Origin of the sequence: Vreelandella halophila (genome assembly GCF_019903425.1) — a bacterium.
GTDB classification, from domain to species: Bacteria; Pseudomonadota; Gammaproteobacteria; order Pseudomonadales; family Oleiphilaceae; genus Halospina; species Halospina halophila.
Window position 1 is genome coordinate 481,432 of sequence record NZ_JACHUZ010000013.1, and the last position, 19,804, is coordinate 501,235.

The window sequence follows — 19,804 nt, forward strand, 5'->3', positions numbered from 1 at the left end:
ATCAGTAGCTCCTGGGAACAGTCTGTGGTTCGACGAATTCGAACAGGCCTTCCAGGCCACCCTCACGCCCGATGCCGGAGAGCTTCATGCCACCGAAGGGCGCCTCCGGCGTGGGGCCGGTGCCGGTGTTCCAACCCACATGGCCGAAACGCATGGCCGGAATCATCCGCTGCGCCCGCGCCTCGTCCTTTGTGAACAGGTAGGAGGCAAGCCCGTAATCCGTGTCGTTGGCGGAGGCAAGCGCCTCTTCCTCAGTGTCAAAGGTCGCCATGGGCATAAAGGGCCCGAAGGTCTCCTCGTCGCAGCACTGCATGTCCTTGGTAACCCCGGTTACCAGCGTGGGCGGGTAGAAGAGGCTGCCGGAATCGGGCAGCGTGTCCGGATGCGGGCCGGCTTTCAGCGTGCCGCCCTTGTCCAGGGCATCCTTCACGTGACGACGCACCTTGTCGAAGCCGGCCTGGTTGATGAGCGGGCCGATGTCGGTGCCTTCCTGCATGCCATCGCCTACTTTCAGGGCCGCCACTTTTTCAGCCAGCCGTTCCGCGAAGGTCTCCGCAATGCCGGACTGCACGAAGATGCGGTTGGCGCAGACGCAGGTCTGGCCGCCGCCACGGAACTTGTTGCCAATGAGCTGGGTGATGGCGTCGTCAATGTCCGCGTCATCGAAAATGATGAAGGGCGCGTTGCCGCCCAGTTCCAGCGCCAGCTTCTTAACCCGGCCGGCACACTCGCGCATCAGGTGCTGACCCACGCCGGTGGAACCGGTGAAGCTGATCATGGTCACGTCCGGGTTCTGGCACAGGGTGTCACCGATGGGCTTCGGCGGGCCCATAACCAGGTTGATCATGCCCTTGGGCAGCACGTTCCGGTCGTGGATGGCCCGGAAAGCGGCGATCATGGTCAGGGGCGTGTCCTCGGCGGGCTTGATCACGCTCGGGGCACCACCCGCGAGTGCCGCTGAAAGCTTCTTGGCGATCATGCCGATGGGGAAGTTCCAGGGGGTGATCAGTCCGGCCACCCCTATCGGGCGGTAATGAACCGTCCAGGTGCAGTCCTTGGGGGTCTCGGGAATGGTGTGCGGCGCCAGCTGGTCAATATAGTTGGCGCAGTAGTTGAAAAAGCCGGCAGCATAGTCCACCTCACCCACGGCCTCCTTGAGGGGCTTACCGTGCTCCAGGCAGAGAATGCGGCCGATCTCCTCGCGCTCTTCCTTCAGTGCATCGCGCACACCCTCGAGCCAGCGGCGGCGCTCGTCCAGGGAAGCGGGCTCCTGCAGGTTCAGGGCCCGGGAGGCGGCGGTAATGGCCTCCTCCGTTTCAGCAGCCCCAAGCGCCGGCACTTCGGCCAGGGTCTCGCCGGTGGCCGGGTTGGTAACACTCAGCGTGCCGCCGCTGCCCTTCCCAACCCACTGGCCGCCAATGTAGCCTTCCGCGCGCTCGAGCAGTGGTGATTCAATCATGCCGTTTCCCCTGTTTGTGCCCGTTGCAATCGTATGCCTCGACTATAACAGGGGTTCCGGGGAGTGGCATCCGTGGTTGGCCATACCTGTACGGGACACTTTCTCTCCCACCAGAGTGAACCAAACCCCATTGTCTGGACTATAGTAGGGCAGTAGCCGGGTTATGGGTGGCATTACAGAGTGCAGCCTAGTAGGCTCGGTCGCGCAGCATTAAATCCCTTTCACGAGCACGGAAGGAGTACAGCAATGTACCGCAAAATCCTGGTCCCCGTGGACCTTGCCCATCTGGACTCACTGGAACGCGCTTTGAAAGTGGCTTCAGATCTGGGTCAGCATTATGAAACAGAGATCTGTTACATCAGCGTCACCCAATCCGCACCGAGCAGCGTTGCCAAGTCTCCCGAGGATTACGAGCAGAAGCTCGAAGCCTTCGCCAACGAGCAGGCCAAGACTCATGGTCGCCCGGTCTCCGCCAAGGTCCTTGTATCAGCAGACCCGGCGGTAGAACTGGACAAGAAGCTCGTCCATGCGATTGACGACCTGGGTGTGGACCTTGTCGTGATGGGAACCCACCACCATGGCAAGCACGACATCGTCATGCCCTCCAACGGCAGCCACGTTGCCAAAGAAACCGACGCATCGATTTTCCTGGTGCGCCCCTGAACTTCTGAGACCTTATTAACGTCCAAAGAAACGTAGAACGGAGTGTTCTCTATGGAGACGCAAGATCCAAAGAAGTCTAATGACAGCAGCGAGGGCGTCGACGGCGTCCCGGCCCCGGAGGGCCCTGCCAATCTGATTGATACCGATTATCAGATTGGGCAGGACAACTACTCCGGGCGCGTTGGCGGTATCGAGATCGACCTGCACGGCAAGGTCTTTGCAATATCGTCCATTGCCATACTTTTCTTCGTCGTGATTACCCTGGCGCTTCAGAACCAGGTAGAGCCCGTCTTTCAGGGCATCTTCGATTACCTGACGACGAATCTGAGCTGGGTTTTCCTTCTGGGAACCAACATCTTCCTGCTCCTGTGTATTGTCTTGATTTTCACACCGCTTGCTAAAGTAAGGCTTGGTGGTGCCAAGGCCACGCCCGATTTCTCCTATCTTGGGTGGTTCTCGATGCTGTTTGCTGCGGGCATGGGTATCGGCCTGATGTTCTACGGTGTTTCTGAACCGGTTACCCACTACGGGACCTCGATAGCCGGCACAACCGTCGAAGACGGTGTCAGAACCGACTGGGCGCCCCTCGGCGGAGCGGAAGGCAATGAAGAACAGGCGCAGCGTCTCGCGATGTCGGCCAGTATCCTTCACTACGGCCTCCATCCCTGGGCGATGTACGGCATAGTGGCACTGGCGTTGGCACTGTTCTCTTTCAATAAAGGGCTGCCACTGACCGTGCGCTCGATCTTCTACCCCATCCTTGGGGAACGGGTCTGGGGCTGGCCAGGCCACATCGTGGATATCCTCGCCGTTTTCGCGACACTCTTTGGGCTGGCGACATCACTGGGTCTCGGCGCATCCCAGGCAGCGGCCGGTCTGTCCCATCTGTTTGGCATTCCCAACGGCGATCCAACCAAGGTATTCCTGGTCATGGGGATCACCGCCGTTGCCCTTTGTTCCATTCTTCTGGGTGTCGACAAGGGGGTAAGGCGCCTCTCCGAGATCAACCTGGTTCTTGCGGCGCTGCTGCTGCTGTTCGTGATCATCGTCGGTCCGACCCTGTTGATCGCAACGGACTTTTTCAAGAACCTCCTAGCCTACTTCCAATATCTGCCCGCGCTATCCAACCCGTTCGGCCGTGAAGACGCGAACTACAGCCAGGGCTGGACCGCCTTTTACTACGCCTGGTGGATTGCCTGGTCACCCTTCGTGGGCATGTTCATCGCGCGGGTCAGCCGCGGACGGACCGTACGCGAATTCCTGATCGCGGTTCTTCTTATTCCCTCGGCCGTGTCCGTCCTCTGGATGACCGCGATGGGCGGCACCGCGCTGGAGCTCTATCTGGGGCAGGGTGTTGAAAGCATCAAGGAGTCTGCGCTCGAACTGCAGCTCTTCATGATGCTGGAACAGTTGCCGCTGGCGGCCATTACCTCCTTTATCGGGATCACGCTGGTACTGGTGTTCTTCATCACCTCGTCGGACTCCGGCTCACTGGTAATCGACACCATTACAGCAGGCGGCAAGGTGGATGCACCCAGGTCCCAGCGTATTTTCTGGGCCATCATTGAGGGTGCCATCGCGATCGCCCTGCTGCTCGGGGGTGGTCTGGAAGCGCTTCAGGCCATGGCTGTATCCTTTGGATTGCCATTCACTGTGATACTGCTGGCTGGGTGCTATTCGATCGTGAAAGGTCTGATGAGCGAGCCCCGCGCTCAGTAATCCGGTTTTCCGGATTCAGAACGAAAAGAGCGGCCTTCGGGCCGCTTTTTTTTGGTTACTCCATCAGGGGTCAGACCCAGAGATCGCCAACAGGGGTGTCCGGAGAGAAGCGGTGGGCAATCTGCGCCTGCAGCAATTCGGCCGTGGCCAGGGCATCCGTGAGTGCATGGTGGCCGCGATAGAAGGGCAGGTTGTAGCGGGCCCGACTCTCGTGCAGCCGGATCGACAGCGGCTGGGCGCCGAGCCACTTGCGCATGCGCGCCCGCAGCGACTGTCGGCACCAGCGCGACTCCAGCACCATGGTATCGATCATTGGGCACATCAGCCCCTCGCCCAGACGCACACGTACGGATTCATCCAAAAAGCGGCGTTCGATCGGGTGATAGTGCACCACTGGCAGATAGCCCGCCATCCGGTTGAGCAGTTCCGGCAGCAGATCCGATAGGTCAGGCGCGCTGGCCACCTCGGAGTGGGTGATGTGATGGACCACCACGGACTCTTCCCGCAGCATCCGGCGGGGCCTCACGATGCGGTACCAGCTCTGTGCCGTATAGATCCGCTCCAGCGTAAAGGGCAGCATGCCGATGCTGACAATGCCGTGACGGTTCACGTCCATGCCCGTGGTTTCCAGATCCATGGCCATCATGGGCACCCGTTTTATGGGTGTGTCCGGCTCCAGCCGGCCCTGCTCGTAGAAGTGTTTCAGCTCCGGATTCTGCGCGCGACTCGCACGCCCCGCCATATAGTCCGGCCATCCCGGCTGGGAACCCTTGAGATCACGGAGTGACAGCATAGCCTGGCCTCAGGGTCTGGGGTAGCGGAACTGGAGGAAGCTCTGGGCGTTGCTCAACACCTGGAACGCATCCTTGAGGTTGTGCCTTTCGCTGTTGGAGACATCCTCTGGCTCGATGCTGTTGTCCGGCTCGCGCCCGGCCTCCACGTCGTAGAGATGGTGCCAGATACGGGCCATGGACATGAATTCCAACGCATAGCGGAGTTTCTCGACCGCATTGGGCGTCAGCAGCTGGGTCTTGGCGATGTCATCCAGCCGCTCGAAGGAATTCTGGGCCCGTGAGCCGCAGGCAAGGGCATGGATACGGATCAGGTCAACGGCGGGGGCGGTACCGCGCCGCTTGATGTTGATGGACTTGTTCTCGTGGCCGTTCTTCTCCATCACAAAGGTCCTGAAAAAGCCCAGCGGCGGGGTGCGGTTGAGCGCGTTGCGCGCCATGGCCGCCAGGAAGCGGTCCGCCAGTGGCGCCTTATTGGCGATCAGCCCCTGGAGGGTCTCAACGAATTGCTCTTCACCATGCACGCAGTCCAGGTCGAAGAAGATATTACAGTGCAGCAGCGCCTCCGGCGTGGGATTATCGATCCACTCCGTGAAATAGCGCCGCCAGACGCCAAGGGGCTGGCGCCATTGAGGGTTGGTGGCCATGATCTCACCCTTGCAGTAGGCATAGCCACAGGCAGCCAGGCCATCCGAGGCCCGTTTTGCAAGGGTCGCGAAATATTCGCCGTGCTGCTCTGGGTCATAGTCGTCACTCAGGATCAAGGCGTTGTCCTGATCCGTGACCACGGTCTGCTCGTCGCGCGCCATGGAGCCGAGCACCATGAAGGCATAGGGCACCGGTGGCGGCCCCAGCTCTTCCTCGGCTAGCTCCAGGATGCGCCGGGCGAAACTGCGCCCGATGGCCGCCAGGGCGGTACCGATCACCTTGGAATCGGAGCCATCCCGCACCATGCGGGTGAAGGCGACGGACACCTCATGGCGGAGCCCGGCCAGGCCACGCAGGGTGGTCTGGTTGAGGATGCTGCCCACCAGATAGAGGCTGCTCTGGGTTTCATAGCGGATGATGTCGGAAAGATGCAGAAGCCCGATGGGTCGCCGACGATGCAGCACCGGCAGATGCTGGACGTTGTTGCGCAGGATGCTGAGCATGGCCTCCTGCACGGTCTCATCCGACTGGATTGAGATCAGGGTGCCACTGTGCAGCTGGCTCACTGGGGTTGTGCCGGCAAGCCCCTCAGCCACCAGTCGTACGCGCAGGTCCGCATCGGTAAGGATGCCTCTGAGAGCCCACTGACGCCCGTCGGCGCCCGTATAGATCACCGAGTCCGCATCCACGGCGGGCTCCACCACCAGCGCCGCCGAGACGTTCTCCCCGGTCATCCGGGCGGCCGCATCCTGTGCCGTGGTATCCGTCTCGATCAGCAGCGGCAAACGGTTCACCAGCTTGCGCACCCGGGTGCTCATCAGGTCGTTGCTCTTGTGCTGGGCCTCGACCGTGGCCTGCAGGCGCGGCTTTTCCACCTCCACGAATTCGGCAAAGCCATCATCCGTTTCGCACAGCTGGAAAAAGACAGAGTCCGGGATGAAGTAGATCAGGGTGTCTTCCATGGCCCGCGCCGGAAAGCGCACCCGGTTGTTCCGAAGGAGGTTGAAGTGCCCGAAGATGTCGCCTTCACCCAGACGGTTGTAGAGATCGTTGTTGCGACGGTAGATCTCCACTGCTCCGCTCCGGATGTAGCACAGGTCGTGGAGTTCGCGGTCAGCCTCCAGGATCATGGAGCCGGCCTTGAAATAGGCCACCTCAACAGCTCCGGCAACCTCATCAATGAGTTCGTCATCCAGGCCGTCAAAGGGTGGAAAACGGGCCATGTGGTCGCGGATCTCAAGCAGCTCGGTATTCATGACGGCCTCATTGGAACGGTGACAGCCTCAGCATGGTGCAGGCCCGTACCTGGCGCAATCCGCATCGCCCGCAATCAGGCCTCCAGGATGGCGTCCGCGGGTTCCTGTTCATCCCGGGCCAGGGGCTGATTCCGGGCTTCCGACTCCGGGGCGATTGGCTGGGCCATACGGGCCTCCCCGGGCACCACCCGCAGCCGCAGCCGCTGCTCACGGACTTGCCCCGCAACGCTGCCGCGCACAACCAGTGTCCAGTAGTGATGACAGTGCCATTCCGCCTCACTCAGCTCCGGTCTTGGCTCCGTGGCGGGCAGTGACACCGGTGGCTCAAAGCGGAAGGCAAGACAGTGCGACTCCGGGAAGGCCGGCCGGGTCTCCCACCACACCCAGTCACGGCGATGGGAAACGGTCTGGTGACCGGCCTTCTCACACAGGCGGGTGCAGACCAGGGTGACTTCGGGGTCGACCGGGAGGGTGGTGCCCTCTTCCGGATGGAGCCGGCCACCCACATCCCCACCCAGTGAACCGGGCGCAGGGTCAGTCTCAAGCCGGAGGGACAGCGGTTCGGGCGCCCCGGGGCGGGCAAGCCAGGCCCGCCAGCCACAGAATGCGGCCCCCACGAGGGTCACAATCCCAGGTACAGGGTTGTATGCCAGTGCCGCAACCCCCATAACTGTAATCAGCAGGGCCATAACCAGCCAGGCGCGGTAAAGGCGCTGCTCGGGAGTGTGCGACAAATCCTCATCTCCTGGGGCGGGGTAACACGCTGTCACTATGCCACACTGGTTGTTCCCGCTGAACGGGGGTCGAGATTCCCTGCCAAAGCGTCTATTCTAAGGGCAGGTCCTGTTGAATGACCTGACCCGAATCCAAGGGAGGTGCCCGTGACCGATCTCATGCACGACGCCATCACCATTGCCCATGCCGGCATTCTCGGGGAATACGACGTACCACCGACCGCGGTGGTGCTGGGCGATGGCAACAACGTCCAGCTCGTACTCGGCGGCCTGCCGGAGGACGCGGAAAACGAGGAATGGCAGAACGCCCTTCGCACGGTACGAGAAGAGATGGACGCCCCGGCGGTCATGCTCTACTTCTCTGCCTGGACCACCATCCAGCGCGACGGCGAGGATGAATCCCTGGACACGCTGATCGTCCAGATCGGCACACCCGGCTGCCTGTACTTTCGTGCCTACGAGCAGATCCGCGAGCCCCGCATGGGGGTCGTCACCGGTCTCAGAGAACTGACCCACCTGCGCGATGAGGCGGATCCCGGCAAGGACACGCCCATGCAGCCGAGCCTGGGCGACGTCTTTGCGCCGGCCACGGACTCCTTCCGTGAATCCAGCACCTATCTGGACATTATCGATACGGTAACGGAAAAGCTCGATGAGAAGGCACCGCTGACCGGCGACAGCCGCACCCATCTGCACTGACAGCCCGCGACGGCCAATAGCCACACCCGGTCTCCCAGGGACCGGGTTTCTGCATTCCGCACAACAGCTCTTCACTTTTTGAATGATAATGTTTATCATTCGAACATCGCTTCGCGGATTATACCCAGAGGGGCTGGCAACGCTTATGAGTCTTACCACACCTGATTCCGGGAATCTGCTCGCCCCGGTTACCGAACTCCTGGCCATGGGTGGTCCCGTCATGGGCGTACTCCTGGCCATTTCCGTGCTCGGGCTGGGCACGGCCTTCTACACACTGGTGGTGAGCCTGCTGCAGGCGCCCCGGCTCAACCGCCGCATCCGGGCCGGCGTCGACCAGTGGTGTGACGGCGATGACGCCGCCGCCCGGCGCAGCCTCAGCGGTCAGCGCAATCCCCTTGCCGGGTTGCTGGCGTTTGTCATGCACCGCCGCAGCCAGGGCGAGACGGAAGACAGCCTGCGCGATGAAGTCGCCCGCCGTGCCCAGCGACTTCTTCTGCCCTTTGAATCACCCCTGAAGATCCTTGAGGTGATTGCGGCCCTGGCGCCGCTGATCGGCCTTCTCGGCACCGTGATGGGTATGATGACGGCCTTTGACGCCATGGCCAACGCCCAGGGCCAGGCGGACCCCGCGGAGCTCAGTGGCGGCATCTATGAGGCCCTGTCCACGACCGCAACCGGCTTGGCCATTGCCATTCCCTTCGCCGCCATTGCCGCCTGGATGGAGTTCCGGATGCGGCGCATGCAGCAGCAGATCAACGACCTGCTGGTCCGGATCTTCCGGCGCGAGGTACCGGGCAACCAGCCCCGCGAGGCGGTTACCGCCACCACCGGAGCCCAGCAGCACAGCGACGATCACAGGCCCGAAAACACCCAGCGCCATGCAATGGCTTGAGCCCCGACCCAGTCGGCGTGTGCCCATCCGGCTCACGCCGCTGATTGATGTGGTCTTCATCCTGTTGCTGTTCTTCATGCTCACCTCCCGCATGGAGCCGGTTGGCATGCTGCAGCTGGATACGCCGGCGCCGGATGCCGGTGGCGAGGCCTCGGACGAGACGCCCGCCCGGCTGCACCTGACGAAGGACGGGCTTGAGTGGAATGGAGAACCCCTGGAGGAACCGGCGCTGACGGACAGAATCCGGGGCTACGATGGCAAGCGCCTCGAGATCAGCACCGGCGATGACGTCGCCCTGGGGCGTTTCACCCACTGGCTGGGCGTTGCCGATGACGCGGGTGTCAGCGCCAGCTGGGAACGTGATGCAGGTCAAACCCCGGACGCCCCATGAAACAGCAACAGACGTTTTTCCCCGAATCCGACAATGACCCCTCGCTAACCGAAAAGCTCGAGGAAGGCCTGCTGCCGCTGATCAACGTGGTCTTCCTGCTGCTGCTGTTCTTCCTGATCGCGGGGATCGTCCTGCAGGACCAGCTGCCGGCGTTACCGGATACCGCCAACGGCCGCGATGAACGCCGCCCGGACATGGACCTGGTGGTGGAAGCGGACGGTAATCTACGCTTTGACGGCTCGCCCATTGAACGGAACGCACTGGGTGAGAAGCTGCCCGAGTACAACGAATCCGATCGGCTGCGACTGGGCGTGGACGAACAGCTTTCCATGTCGGAGCTTGAGAGCCTGTTCCAGACCCTGGACGAAGCCGGTCACCCCCAGGTCATCCTGCTGACGGACCCGGGCCAATGACACCGGAACGCATCCGCTCACTCGTTGCCATTGCCTCCATCGGCCTCGCGGTGATCCTGCACCTGGCGGTGCTTTTCCGCTGGCCCGTGGACAGGCCCGAAATGCCGGGACCGGAAACCGGCAAGCGCGGCATTGTGGTCAACACCCAGGCACCGCCGCCCGCGCAGGAGGAAAGCACCTCCTCGGAACCCGAGGAATCCAAACCGGAACCCGAAGAGCCAGAGCCTGAGCCAGAACCAGAACCAGAGCCAGAACCTGAGCCTGAGCCTGAGCCTGAGCCTGAGCCTGAGCCTGAGCCTGAGCCTGAGCCTGAGCCTGAGCCTGAGCCTGAGCCTGAGCCTGAGCCTGAGAAGAGTGTTGAGCCGGTCGAGCCGCCCGACAACCCCGAGGAGCAGGAATCCAGCTCAAAGAACGGCAGCACTCCGGAAGCCAGCAATGAGACCCAGAATGTCACCATCGGCGGTGGCGACCAGGCCGAGGAGGACGCCTACCTGGCAGAACTGCAGCGCCACCTGGCGCAGCATTATGAATACCCTCGGCGCGCCCGCCGCCTGGGTCAGGAGGGCACTGTCAGCCTGACCATCGGTTTCAACCGTGACGGCTCGCTCAACCGCACGGAACTGGTGGATAAGAGCGGGTACGGCATTCTGGATGAAGCCGCCGTGGAGATGCTGGAACGGGCGGAACCCCTGCCAAGGGTTCCCGAAAAGATTGAGGGCGACAGCTTCCGGCTGCAGCTGCCGATCCGCTTCCAGATGCGCTGACAGGTGCGCCCCTTTCACCCAGCTGGCGCTGACGCCAGTTAACCGGCCTCGTACTGATCGGCAATGCGGGCGCCACAGCCACCGCAGGATCGGAATCAGAGTCCGGCATGGCCGTGGTGATCCCATGCAGCCCCATGATCACGGCTCCAAGAACTGCCAGTGCCGTGCCACTGGCCCTGGTGCCCTCATGCCCCGGTCAGATGCTGAAGGCGGCCCGGAAACCGCTGACCCATTCGGGAACCCCTTCGGTCGCAGGTTTTCGGATCACCCGGGCACCGGGCAGGTGCAGGCGGGCATCCGGGTCCACCACGCTGATCGGCACCCCCGGTTCCACGAACTGGACCAGCGAGGCGGCCGGGTAGACGTTCAGTGACGAGCCCACAACCAGCAGATGGTCCGCGCGGCTGACCAGTTCCGCCGCCTGCTCCATGGCCGGCACCGCCTCGCCAAACCAGACCACGTTCGGGCGCATGGGGTGGCCCCGGCTGCAGGTGAGATCCGGACTCAGGTCCCGCTCTCCCAGCTCCATCACCTCTTCCGGGTCCACCGCACTGCGGGCCTCCATAATGCTGCCGTGGAGATGCAGCACATGGGAGGAGCCGGCCCGCTCGTGGAGGTTGTCCACGTTCTGTGTCACCACGCTGACCCGGCAACGGCTCTCCAGGTTCACCAGGGCCTCATGCGCGGCATTCGGTCTGGCCGCCAGCACTTGGTGACGACGGTGGTTGTAGAAGTCCCGTACCAGTTCCGGGTTACGCGCCCAGGCCTCGGGCGTGGCCACATCTTCAATGGCCACCTGCTCCCAGAGCCCGCCCGCGTCGCGGAACGTGGAAAGGCCGCTTTCGGCGCTGATGCCGGCGCCGGTGAGAACCACCACGTGCTCGGTGAGCCGGAAGGATGCGTCATTGCCTGTGCGCCACATGTCACCTCCTGATTCGTGCTGGATGGGGTTATCCGCCAATGATGCCTGAGCCAGCGGCCCGGTAAAGTCCCATTACGGGTAATGCGAATGAGGTAAACATTGGTTCACCTGCTATTTTGAAGAGTATCAATTTTCCCCAGAGGTATCAGGCATGCGGCAAAACCTTCCAGTTACCGACAGAGAAGTACCGGTAAAGGAAGACCGGCCCCTGATCTCCGCCACCAATGACCGGGGCGTGATCGAGTTCGTTAACGAGGCCTTTGTGGAAGTCAGCGGTTTCACTGAGGACGAACTGATCGGTCAGCCCCACAACCTCATACGGCACCCGGACATGCCGCCGATGGTTTTCGAGCACATGTGGGGCCACCTCAAGGCGGGCAAGCCCTGGATGGGGCTGGTGAAGAACCGCTGCAAGAATGGCGACTTCTACTGGGTCAGCGCCTATGTGACGCCCATCCGCCGTGATGGCCGGATCGTGGGGTTCGAGTCGGTACGCGCCAAACCGGAGCGTGACTGGGTGGAGCGGGCAAGCCGCGTCTATGCCCGCCTCAATGCAGGCAAGCGTGCCGCACCCATCAGCCTTGAAATCAAGGCCCTGGCCATGCAGAACCTGCCATTGGCGCTGGTTGCCGGGGCCGCACTGGCACCACTGGCAATCGGGTTGAGCCCGGGCGTAGTGGCCGGCACCACCCTCGCCGGACTCGCCGCTGGTGGTGCCTGGAACCGCCAACGCCTGCAGCAGCGCCTGAAGCAGACGCTGGCGCTGCGGCCCGATGCCTTTGCGGACCCGCTTGTGGCCACAACCTACTCTCCCCGCGGCAGCGGCCTGCGCGAGCTGGACATGCTGATGATCAGTGAAAAGGCCAGGCTGATCACCGTCCTCGAGCGCATGGAAAACCTGGCCGGGCAGCTCTCCGCCAAGGCGGCCCAGGGCCACCAGCTGATGCAGACCAGCCGCGACCAGATCCGCAACCAGCGCGGCGAGACGGACCAGACCGCCTCGGCCATCAACGAGATGACGGCCTCCATCAGCGAGGTTTCCCAGAGCGTGGGCCAGGCCGCGCAGCAGGCGGACGAGGCCAATACGGCAACCGGCGAGATCACACGCATTGCGGGCGAGAACTCCCGCGTCATCGGCGAGCTCACCGGCAGTGTCGACAACGTGGCGCAGACGGTGAACCAGCTGGGTGAGGCCACTGATGAGATCGGCTCCGCCGCCCAGCTGATCACGGACATCGCGGACCAGACCAACCTGCTGGCACTGAACGCGGCCATCGAGGCCGCCCGCGCTGGCGAGGCCGGGCGCGGCTTTGCCGTGGTCGCGGACGAGGTGCGCAATCTGGCCAGCCGTACCCGCGAATCCACGGACCGCATCCACCAGATCATCGACAACTTCAAGCAGCAGGTCCAGGCGTCCCTGGAGGCCACGGAAAACAGCCGCAGCATGGCCCAGCAAGGGCTTGATGCGGTTCAGGACACCGAGACCAAGGTTCAGGAGGTGGCGGGTTACATCGACACCATCGCTTCCCAGACCATGCAGATGGCCTCCGCGGTTGAAGAGCAGAGCCAGGTGGCGGACCAGATCAATCAACAGATCACACGCATCGCCGAGCTGGCGGACCAGACCACCGGGCAGGCGGACCAGACCGCAGAGGTCAGCTCCGCCGTGGAAGGGCTGGCCGAGGATCTGCACGTACTGGTGGACCGCTTCAGATCCGGCCAGGACCAGAGCTGACAGAGAACGCCCGAGATTGGTTCCCTCCGGCGCGGGATGCGCCCATAATGGATTCGTCCGAAGGGAGGCTCAACCGATGGCAACTGTATTCAAGACGGTCACACTGGCTATTCTGCTGACGCTGATCACTGGCTGTGCTCGTTACGCCGTCACGGATTTCGACGGCAAAGCCGGTTTCGACCGCTACAACAGCTACCGCTTTGCCGAACGTGATGACGATGCCGTTCAGGGTCTGGATGCCGCACGCATAGAACGGGCCCTGCAGCAGGCACTGACCGGAGAGGGCTTCACCCAGAAGGATGCGGAACCCGACATTCTGGTTCGGTACCGGATTGAGGACGAGGTACGCACCGAGTCACGCGGGCCGAGCGTGGGCCTTGGATTCGGATTCGGACGCAGCCCCTTCACCTTCGGCATGGCCCACAGCCCGGTTCAGACCCGCGAAATACGTGAAGGCCAGCTGGTGGTGGAGATGGTCGACCCCACCATTGAGCAGGTGGTCTGGGAAGGCCGGGGACGGCGCTACCTGAGCGAAAATCAGGATCGCGAGGAGCGTACCAAGCTGATCGACCAGGTCATTGAGGCCATGTTCGAGCAGTACCCACCTCAGCCCTGATCGTGCCCAGCCGCGCCATCAGGGTCTCGAAGCCTGCCAGCGGCATGGGGCGGGCCAGCAGGAACCCCTGGATCCAGTCACAGCCAGCGTGCTCCAGGATGGCCCGCTGTGCTTCCGTCTCCACCCCTTCACCGATAACGCTGATACCCAGTGTATGGGAAAGCTGAATGATGCCTTCCACTAGGTGGCGGTCCCGCTCACTCTCTGCGATCGGGTCCACAAAGCTCTTATCGATCTTGAGAATATCCGGTGCGAATTCACGCAGGTAGTTCAGGCTGGAATAGCGTACGCCGAAGTCATCGATGGCGATCTTCACTCCGATGTTGCGCAGCCCCGCAAACAGGCGGCGCGAATAGGCCGGTTCCTCCATCAAGGAGCTCTCGGTCAGCTCCAGCTCCAGCATGCCTTCCGGTACATTCCAGGCCTCCATCAGCCGCCGCGTTTCCGTCAGCAGGTGTTCATCCTGGAGCTGGCGCGCCGACACATTGACCGCCAGCACGAAATGGTCCGGCAGCCCGCGTCCGAGCCACTCGTGGATACAACGGCAGGCCTTTTCGATCACCCGCACCCCCACAGCCACAATGAGGCCCGTCTCCTCAAGCAGGGGAATGAACTCCCCCGGCGAGATCATGCCATGCTCCGGGTGCTGCCAGCGCAGCAGGCACTCGACACCATCCATCCGGGTACCCTGGGCATTGAACTGGGGCTGGTAGTGCAGTTCGAACTCCCGGTTCTCCACCGCCCGGTGGATGTCCGCCTCGAGTCGCAGGCGTTCGGTACTGGCGGGATTGTCACTCTCGTCGAAATAGGACCAGTTGTTACGGCCATGGCGTTTGGCACTGTACATGGCCACATCCGCGCTGCGGGTGAGGCTTTCCGCATCGCGTCCATCCCGTGGGAAAAGCGCCACACCGACGCTGAGGGTCAGGAAGGAATCCTCCCCCTGGAGCCGGTAGGGACGTGAAAGGTCATTGATGATCCCGCGCACGACGGTTTCACGCTGCTCCGTATCCTGTCGGCGGGAAAGCAGGACCGCGAATTCGTCACCGCCCAGCCTGGCCAGGAACCCCCGCCCTTCGACCACGTTCAGGAGCCGCCGAGCCACCTGGCGCAGCAGTTCGTCACCCGCGCTGTGACCCAGTGAGTCATTGACGTACTTGAAACGGTCCAGATCCAGAAACAGCAGGGAGAACGCCAGCTCGTTGCGGCTGGCATCCTGGCACTGCTGCTCCAGCCGTTCATGGAAGAGGTAACGGTTGGGCAGGCCCGTGAGGCGGTCGTAGTAGGCGGCTTCGTAAAGGGCTTCCTGCTGGTGGTGCTGCTCGGTGATGTTTTCCGTTACCCCGACCATCCGGACCAGCTCACCCTGTTCGCCGCAAATCGGGTAGGCACGGTCCTCAACCCACAGCCAGGTTCCATCGGCATGCTGGACGCGGTACTGCTGGGTGATGCTCTTACAGCTCCGGATGATGTGTTCCAGGGTACCGGTGACCCGTTCACTGTCCTGGGGATGGACGGTTCGCAGCCACAGGCCTCGATCCTCGAGCAGGCGCTCCGACGACAGTCCCAATATGGATTCGACCGCCGGAGACACATAGCTCAGGCACTGACGCTCCGGATCCCATATCCAGAATACTTCCGGAATGTACTCCGCCATCTCCTGGAAGCGCATCTCGCGCTCCGCCGCCTCACGGCTGATGCCGGCGATGGCCGCGTAGAGGCTCCGCATGGCCAGGTACAGGAACATCCCCGTCAGGCCTATGTAGAAGAACCCTTTCCAGGTCTGCAGCTGGCTGGCCCTGGCCGGGTCCTCTACCAGGGTGGCCAGCCACATGTCACTGAACATGATCCAGCTGGTTCCAAAAAGGACATACAGGGCCACGATCAGCAAAGGCCCCCGCCGCAGCAGCACGGGCCAGTGGTGACGGATGTCGTTACTTCGGCTCAGGGAACCGGACTGCTTTGCCATCAACGCACTCCAGCGTCATTGCTCACTCGACACCAAGTTTCAGATCCACCCAGGTGGGATCATGGTCCGAGGCTCGCCAGGGTTGCTGTGCGGAGACGGTCAGCGGCTCCGGTAACCCATCGCGTTCTTCCCTGCTGTAGTGGAGCAGTGGCGGTTCATCGGCATTGATCGACTGGATGCCGGCCGCCTCCACGGTACCTTCTGTTTCCCCTGCCAACAGAATATAGTCCAATGTTCCCGACTGTGCCCGATAGATGTAGCTGCTGCGCGGGCTTTCATGGCGACCGGCGAGTACGTTGTGGTACCCGGCCTGTTCCAGCAGCGACAGGGGCGTCTCCCGCGCATAGGCGTTAAGATCCCCCACCAGAACGGCTTTCGGGGCCTCCATGGGCTCTCTGAGCCGCTCCAGCCACTGGAGCAGCCGTCGGGTTGCCGCATTGCGGTGGGCACTCCAGCAGCCCTCGCCGTCCCCCTGGGCCGCGTTGGCGCCACTGGCTTCACCGCAGCCCTTGCTCTTGAAGTGGTTGACCACCACCAGAAAAACAGCACCGGAAGCATTATGACGGAAGCGCTGAGCCATGGGCGGACGACTGCCCTTATTGAAGGGCCCTGACCGCAACACCTCCGGCTCACCGACAGGCGTAACCCGGTCACTGCGCCAGGCTAGGCCCACCGCGATGGCATCATCACCCGGCCGATGCTGCGGGCTGGCATACGCCCAGCTGCCCTCAAGCTCGGCCGTAAGAGAGGCGATGGCACTGTGTTCCCCGGTACCATCGTTTTCCAGCTCCACCAGCCCGATGATGTCCGCCGCGAGGCCGTCCAGTGCCGTCACCAGGCGCTGGTGCTGGGCCCGCCAGGCCGCAGCGGTTTCAGCGCCACGGGCAGTGGGAAAGCCGCCTCCGCTGCCGTCGCCATTGAAATAGTTCTGCAGGTTGAAGCCCGCCACCCGGACGAGGCCTTCCCGCGGCCGCTCAAGTGGCTCTGGGGGAGGGTTCATGGTGCGGACCGCCGGTGCCGTCGTGGGCTGGAGCCGCCAGTCGTCATAGCGGTAGTCCAGAATCCCCTCCACGCCCTTAAGTGCATCGCCCACGCGGAGACGCCGGCCTGATTCGTAGTGGCGCAGCACCCAGCCCGGAAGGGAAGCGAACTGACTGCGACTGCCGTCATCCACAAGCAGGCGTCGCTTCTCGTTGCGCTCGGCCACCCGCCGCGCCGCTTTACCGGGTTCCGCAACCTGGGTGGGCTGGAACAAGCGCCCGTCAGCCAGAGTGATCACGCCGTAGCGTGCCAGCTCATAGAGGCCGGTAATGATGGCATCGTGCTGCAGGCGGACCCGCATGCCCTCCAGCGCCTCCTTCCCTTCACCGTCTAATGGAAGTGACAGCGGAGCGGGTTCAGGCAAACCCGGCTCGCCGCAGCGGGCCTCGATACGGGCGTCGGAAAGCTGGGTCATGCCGTGGTATTCCCCCGCCTCACCGCGCACCCGAAGCCGCTCTCCCGGCGACACTTCAGCGCCGGGTGCATAGACAAACAGGCCGCGGGAGGCCGGCTCCCGCGCAGTCGCATGCGCGTCCTGCTGGATGAAATAGCCCCCCAGAGCCTCACGGGCGGTGAAATCCGCCGTGACAACGCCTTCCGTCAGGACGGCACGACCATCCAGCGGCGTGACCACCCCGGTGCCCTGGATGCGCTCCACAGCGGTAACCGCCCCATGGCACCCGGCTTCACCCGCCGCCGGCAACGGCCAGAACCCATAGCTGAGACCGAACCAGAGTCCGATGGTCAGCAGGACCAGCCATGCCGGCACCCATCTGAGGCTATGCATCGATGCGTTTCCTCCCGCTGTAACCTGTGGACAACCCCTATGGGTGAAGCCATTTCCCCGCATTAGACTAACAGAAGGTCACTCAGGGATGTCGTGGCGGATCTTGATCCGCTGAGGCACAATAACGCCAAACGGGTGCTGTAATACCGCATCTGAAACTATAAGCAGCCAAAGTAATGGATGATAGGATGGCAGGTAGGCAGGCAAAGCAGAGTCCCGATACCATGAACCAACGTCAGTTCCCCTTCAGTGTGGCCCGCATTGCTCGTCGCTGGCGCAAGCTGCTTGACGAGCGCCTCAAGGATCTCGGCGTCACCCAGGCGCGCTGGAGCACCATGGTTGCCCTGCACCGTGGCGGCGAAGGGGTCACCCAGCGGGAACTGGCGGAGCTGATGTCCATCGAGAATCCCACGCTGGTGCGACTTCTCGACAATCTCGAATCCCAGCAGCTGATTGAACGCCGCCCCTGTGAACAGGACCGGCGGGCCCGCCGCCTGCACCTGACCGACCACGGCGAATCCTTCATCAAGAAACTGGATGATCGTGCCGAAGGCCTCCGTGAGCAGCTTCTGAGTGGCATCAGTGACGATGAGCTGGCAACATGCCTTGATGTGTTCGAACGCATCCTGGCCAATGCCGAAGCCGCGAGTACGGATCAACAGGATCTTGCTGCCACTGACGAAAAGAAATAGCCTTTCCCGAACCCTGGTCGCCCTCTGCCTGTGGGCGTTTGCCACCGCCGTGTCCGCCAGTGGGCAGATTCATCAATGGCAGCCGGGCGATACCATCATTGGTAAGCCCACATGGATCACCACGGCCTACGAGGACACCTTCGCCGGCATCGGTGAGAACCGGGGTTTCGGTTTTCTCGAAATGGTGCGCGCCAATCCGGGCGTGGACCCCTGGCTACCGGGAGACGGCACCCGGATAAGACTCCCCTCGCGGCGCCTGCTGCCCTCCGGTCCCCACGAGGACATTGTCATCAATCTTGCCGAGTTCCGGCTCTATCATTTCCGGGATGACAGGGTGGTGACCTATCCGGTGGGCATCGGCAACTCCAGCACGCCCTCACCACTGACCCGGACCAGTGTCCGCATGCGCCTGGAATCCCCGGCCTGGTATCCGCCGGAGTCCATCCGGGAGGAAGCCGCCGAGGAGGGCCGCAAACTGCCGGCCGAGATCCCGCCTGGCCCCTCCAATCCGCTCGGGCCTTTTGCGCTCCAGCTGGAGGAGGACGGCTACCTGATCCACGGCACCAACAAGCGCTTCGGGGTGGGCCAGCGGGTCAGCCACGGCTGCATCCGGATGTTCAATGACGATATCGAGGAGCTGGTCTGGGCCACCTCCAAGGGCAGTGGTGTGCGGATTGTGGATGAACCCGTGAAAGCGGCTGTTCAGGGCAACACCATATGGCTGCAGGTTCACGGGCAGAAAGAAAGCCTCGGGAAGGCGGACCACGACCGGCTGTGGCGGGAAGCCGAAAAGGCCCTGGAGCGTATCCGACAGGACCAGACCGGGGTTGAGATCTACCGCGGTCGTGTGGAGGAAGCCGTTGAGCGGGCCAGTGGCCTTGCGGTCCGGGTCGGCATGGTCGTGGGCAAGGCCCCGGGATGGCGCTACTGGCGCTCCAGCAGATAGTCCAGGCTGGCGCCGTAGTCCGGGGCAAAGACTTCCAGGAAATACGCCACTTCGGGCAGCGCCTCGGATTCCAGCCGTGTGCGGATCTGCTGCGCCGCCTGCTCGAACTCCCGGTTCCCCGCCCGCAGCTCCGCCTCGCACTTGAGCAGCGCCGCCAGCCGGTCCGCGGCCTTGATCAGCTCCGCCGTGCTGTCACTCCAGCTGCTTTCCTCCAGGTAGGGCGCCAGCGCCGGGCGCAGCGTCTCCGGCAGCAGATCCAGCAGTTCCTTCTGGGCCCGGTGCTCAACGTCCGCAAAGGCCTCGCGCATGACGCTGGAGTAGTACTTCACGGGCGTGGGCATGTCCCCGGTGATCACTTCGGAGGCATCGTGATAGAGGGCGGCCGCGGCAATGGCATCGGCGTTCACGTCCCCGTCATAGTGCGTGTTGCGGATGGTCGCCAGGGCGTGGGCCAGCACCGAGACCTCCCAGGAATGCGTCGCCACGTCCTCCTCAATGGCATTGCGCATCAGCCCCCAGCGCCGGATCCAGCGCAGGCGGCCAAGGTAGGCGAAGAAGGGACTGGTGCGACGTGCCATGATGCGGTAACTCCAGCAGGCGGTGGTTGTTCACAGTGGCGCCATTATACGGCCATGGAGCTGGCACCGGGCAACGCGGGCGCGAACAT

The 19,804-nt window shown here is 62.9% G+C and carries 19 protein-coding genes; 11 read left to right on the forward strand and 8 right to left on the reverse strand.

Annotated features, from left to right (window positions below; all coding sequences use genetic code 11):
• Position 1: 1 nt before the first annotated feature.
• Positions 2-1,459, reverse strand: coding sequence for an NAD-dependent succinate-semialdehyde dehydrogenase (locus H4I92_RS06480; protein WP_077529831.1), 1,458 nt, complete (start codon positions 1,457-1,459; stop codon positions 2-4).
• A 246-nt stretch (positions 1,460-1,705) separates the two neighbouring features.
• Here H4I92_RS06480 and H4I92_RS06485 point away from each other — a divergent pair, with 246 nt between their 5' ends.
• Both H4I92_RS06485 and H4I92_RS06490 read left to right on the forward strand, forming a co-directional pair.
• Positions 1,706-2,122: a universal stress protein gene (locus tag H4I92_RS06485; protein WP_077529832.1), complete on the forward strand. Its 417-nt coding sequence runs from the start codon at positions 1,706-1,708 to the stop codon at positions 2,120-2,122.
• 51 nt (positions 2,123-2,173) lie between these two features.
• Entirely contained in the window at positions 2,174-3,841 is a 1,668-nt protein-coding gene (locus tag H4I92_RS06490) for a BCCT family transporter (RefSeq protein WP_077529833.1), read from the forward strand.
• Positions 3,842-3,911: 70 nt separating this feature from the next.
• Here H4I92_RS06490 and H4I92_RS06495 read toward each other — a convergent pair whose 3' ends face one another.
• From H4I92_RS06495 to H4I92_RS06505, 3 genes are all read right to left on the reverse strand, one after another.
• Positions 3,912-4,634, reverse strand: coding sequence for a 3'-5' exonuclease (locus H4I92_RS06495; RefSeq protein ID WP_077529834.1), 723 nt, complete (start codon positions 4,632-4,634; stop codon positions 3,912-3,914).
• Between the two features lie 9 nt (positions 4,635-4,643).
• Positions 4,644-6,536, reverse strand: coding sequence for a DUF294 nucleotidyltransferase-like domain-containing protein (locus tag H4I92_RS06500; protein ID WP_077529835.1), 1,893 nt, complete (start codon positions 6,534-6,536; stop codon positions 4,644-4,646).
• A 74-nt stretch (positions 6,537-6,610) separates the two neighbouring features.
• Positions 6,611-7,270, reverse strand: a complete 660-nt coding sequence (locus H4I92_RS06505) for a hypothetical protein (protein ID WP_077529836.1) — start codon at positions 7,268-7,270, stop codon at positions 6,611-6,613.
• Between the two features lie 147 nt (positions 7,271-7,417).
• Between H4I92_RS06505 and H4I92_RS06510 the strand changes: the two genes are divergently transcribed.
• The 5 genes from H4I92_RS06510 (at position 7,418) to H4I92_RS06530 (ending at position 10,429) form a co-directional block, all read left to right on the forward strand.
• Positions 7,418-7,969, forward strand: a complete 552-nt coding sequence (locus H4I92_RS06510) for a hypothetical protein (protein ID WP_077529837.1) — start codon at positions 7,418-7,420, stop codon at positions 7,967-7,969.
• Positions 7,970-8,114: 145 nt separating this feature from the next.
• A complete protein-coding gene (locus H4I92_RS06515) occupies positions 8,115-8,861 on the forward strand; it encodes a MotA/TolQ/ExbB proton channel family protein (protein ID WP_179105641.1) in 747 nt (248 codons plus the stop codon).
• The gene (locus tag H4I92_RS06520; protein WP_077529839.1) at positions 8,848-9,252 is read left to right on the forward strand and encodes an ExbD/TolR family protein; all 405 of its coding nucleotides are present in this window, start codon (positions 8,848-8,850) and stop codon (positions 9,250-9,252) included. Before H4I92_RS06515 ends, H4I92_RS06520 begins: the two co-directional genes overlap by 14 nt.
• Positions 9,249-9,665 (forward strand): biopolymer transporter ExbD, encoded by a 417-nt coding sequence (locus tag H4I92_RS06525; protein WP_077529840.1) that lies wholly within the window; start codon positions 9,249-9,251, stop codon positions 9,663-9,665. Before H4I92_RS06520 ends, H4I92_RS06525 begins: the two co-directional genes overlap by 4 nt.
• A complete protein-coding gene (locus H4I92_RS06530; protein WP_077529841.1) occupies positions 9,662-10,429 on the forward strand; it encodes an energy transducer TonB in 768 nt (255 codons plus the stop codon). Before H4I92_RS06525 ends, H4I92_RS06530 begins: the two co-directional genes overlap by 4 nt.
• Before the next feature lie 196 nt (positions 10,430-10,625).
• Here H4I92_RS06530 and H4I92_RS06535 read toward each other — a convergent pair whose 3' ends face one another.
• Positions 10,626-11,351: an SIR2 family NAD-dependent protein deacylase gene (locus H4I92_RS06535; RefSeq protein ID WP_077529842.1), complete on the reverse strand. Its 726-nt coding sequence runs from the start codon at positions 11,349-11,351 to the stop codon at positions 10,626-10,628.
• 151 nt (positions 11,352-11,502) lie between these two features.
• Between H4I92_RS06535 and H4I92_RS06540 the strand changes: the two genes are divergently transcribed.
• Entirely contained in the window at positions 11,503-13,086 is a 1,584-nt protein-coding gene (locus tag H4I92_RS06540) for a methyl-accepting chemotaxis protein (RefSeq protein WP_077529843.1), read from the forward strand.
• Between the two features lie 76 nt (positions 13,087-13,162).
• On the forward strand, positions 13,163-13,702 hold the full coding sequence (locus H4I92_RS06545; protein WP_077529844.1) for a DUF4136 domain-containing protein: 540 nt from the start codon (positions 13,163-13,165) through the stop codon (positions 13,700-13,702).
• Here the strand turns inward: H4I92_RS06545 and H4I92_RS06550 are convergent.
• On the reverse strand, positions 13,662-15,671 hold the full coding sequence (locus tag H4I92_RS06550; protein WP_077529845.1) for a putative bifunctional diguanylate cyclase/phosphodiesterase: 2,010 nt from the start codon (positions 15,669-15,671) through the stop codon (positions 13,662-13,664). The genes H4I92_RS06545 and H4I92_RS06550 overlap by 41 nt on opposite strands.
• Before the next feature lie 22 nt (positions 15,672-15,693).
• Positions 15,694-17,499, reverse strand: coding sequence for an ExeM/NucH family extracellular endonuclease (locus H4I92_RS06555; protein ID WP_080506798.1), 1,806 nt, complete (start codon positions 17,497-17,499; stop codon positions 15,694-15,696).
• A 224-nt stretch (positions 17,500-17,723) separates the two neighbouring features.
• Between H4I92_RS06555 and H4I92_RS06560 the strand changes: the two genes are divergently transcribed.
• Positions 17,724-18,191, forward strand: a complete 468-nt coding sequence (locus H4I92_RS06560) for a MarR family transcriptional regulator (RefSeq protein WP_077531682.1) — start codon at positions 17,724-17,726, stop codon at positions 18,189-18,191.
• A complete protein-coding gene (locus tag H4I92_RS06565; RefSeq protein ID WP_179105642.1) occupies positions 18,166-19,137 on the forward strand; it encodes a L,D-transpeptidase family protein in 972 nt (323 codons plus the stop codon). The genes H4I92_RS06560 and H4I92_RS06565 overlap by 26 nt, the downstream gene beginning before the upstream one ends.
• On the opposite strand, the gene yfbR is transcribed toward H4I92_RS06565, so the two are convergent.
• Positions 19,116-19,715: a 5'-deoxynucleotidase gene (yfbR, locus tag H4I92_RS06570; protein WP_077529848.1), complete on the reverse strand. Its 600-nt coding sequence runs from the start codon at positions 19,713-19,715 to the stop codon at positions 19,116-19,118. The genes H4I92_RS06565 and yfbR overlap by 22 nt on opposite strands.
• Positions 19,716-19,804 lie beyond the last annotated feature (89 nt).

Bases quoted from the DNA above. Each gene is read 5' to 3' on its own strand.
- H4I92_RS06540 (WP_077529843.1), top strand. From the start codon at position 11,503: ATGCGGCAAAACCTTCCAGTTACCGACAGAGAAGTACCGGTAAAGGAA.
- H4I92_RS06490 (WP_077529833.1), top strand. From the start codon at position 2,174: ATGGAGACGCAAGATCCAAAGAAGTCTAATGACAGCAGCGAGGGCGTC.
- H4I92_RS06550 (WP_077529845.1), bottom strand. From the start codon at position 15,671: ATGGCAAAGCAGTCCGGTTCCCTGAGCCGAAGTAACGACATCCGTCAC.
- H4I92_RS06515 (WP_179105641.1), top strand. From the start codon at position 8,115: ATGAGTCTTACCACACCTGATTCCGGGAATCTGCTCGCCCCGGTTACC.
- yfbR (WP_077529848.1), bottom strand. From the start codon at position 19,715: ATGGCACGTCGCACCAGTCCCTTCTTCGCCTACCTTGGCCGCCTGCGC.
- H4I92_RS06555 (WP_080506798.1), bottom strand. From the start codon at position 17,499: ATGCATAGCCTCAGATGGGTGCCGGCATGGCTGGTCCTGCTGACCATC.
- H4I92_RS06535 (WP_077529842.1), bottom strand. From the start codon at position 11,351: ATGTGGCGCACAGGCAATGACGCATCCTTCCGGCTCACCGAGCACGTG.
- H4I92_RS06495 (WP_077529834.1), bottom strand. From the start codon at position 4,634: ATGCTGTCACTCCGTGATCTCAAGGGTTCCCAGCCGGGATGGCCGGAC.
- H4I92_RS06525 (WP_077529840.1), top strand. From the start codon at position 9,249: ATGAAACAGCAACAGACGTTTTTCCCCGAATCCGACAATGACCCCTCG.
- H4I92_RS06520 (WP_077529839.1), top strand. From the start codon at position 8,848: ATGCAATGGCTTGAGCCCCGACCCAGTCGGCGTGTGCCCATCCGGCTC.
- H4I92_RS06500 (WP_077529835.1), bottom strand. From the start codon at position 6,536: ATGAATACCGAGCTGCTTGAGATCCGCGACCACATGGCCCGTTTTCCA.
- H4I92_RS06545 (WP_077529844.1), top strand. From the start codon at position 13,163: ATGGCAACTGTATTCAAGACGGTCACACTGGCTATTCTGCTGACGCTG.
- H4I92_RS06530 (WP_077529841.1), top strand. From the start codon at position 9,662: ATGACACCGGAACGCATCCGCTCACTCGTTGCCATTGCCTCCATCGGC.
- H4I92_RS06485 (WP_077529832.1), top strand. From the start codon at position 1,706: ATGTACCGCAAAATCCTGGTCCCCGTGGACCTTGCCCATCTGGACTCA.
- H4I92_RS06480 (WP_077529831.1), bottom strand. From the start codon at position 1,459: ATGATTGAATCACCACTGCTCGAGCGCGCGGAAGGCTACATTGGCGGC.
- H4I92_RS06560 (WP_077531682.1), top strand. From the start codon at position 17,724: ATGAACCAACGTCAGTTCCCCTTCAGTGTGGCCCGCATTGCTCGTCGC.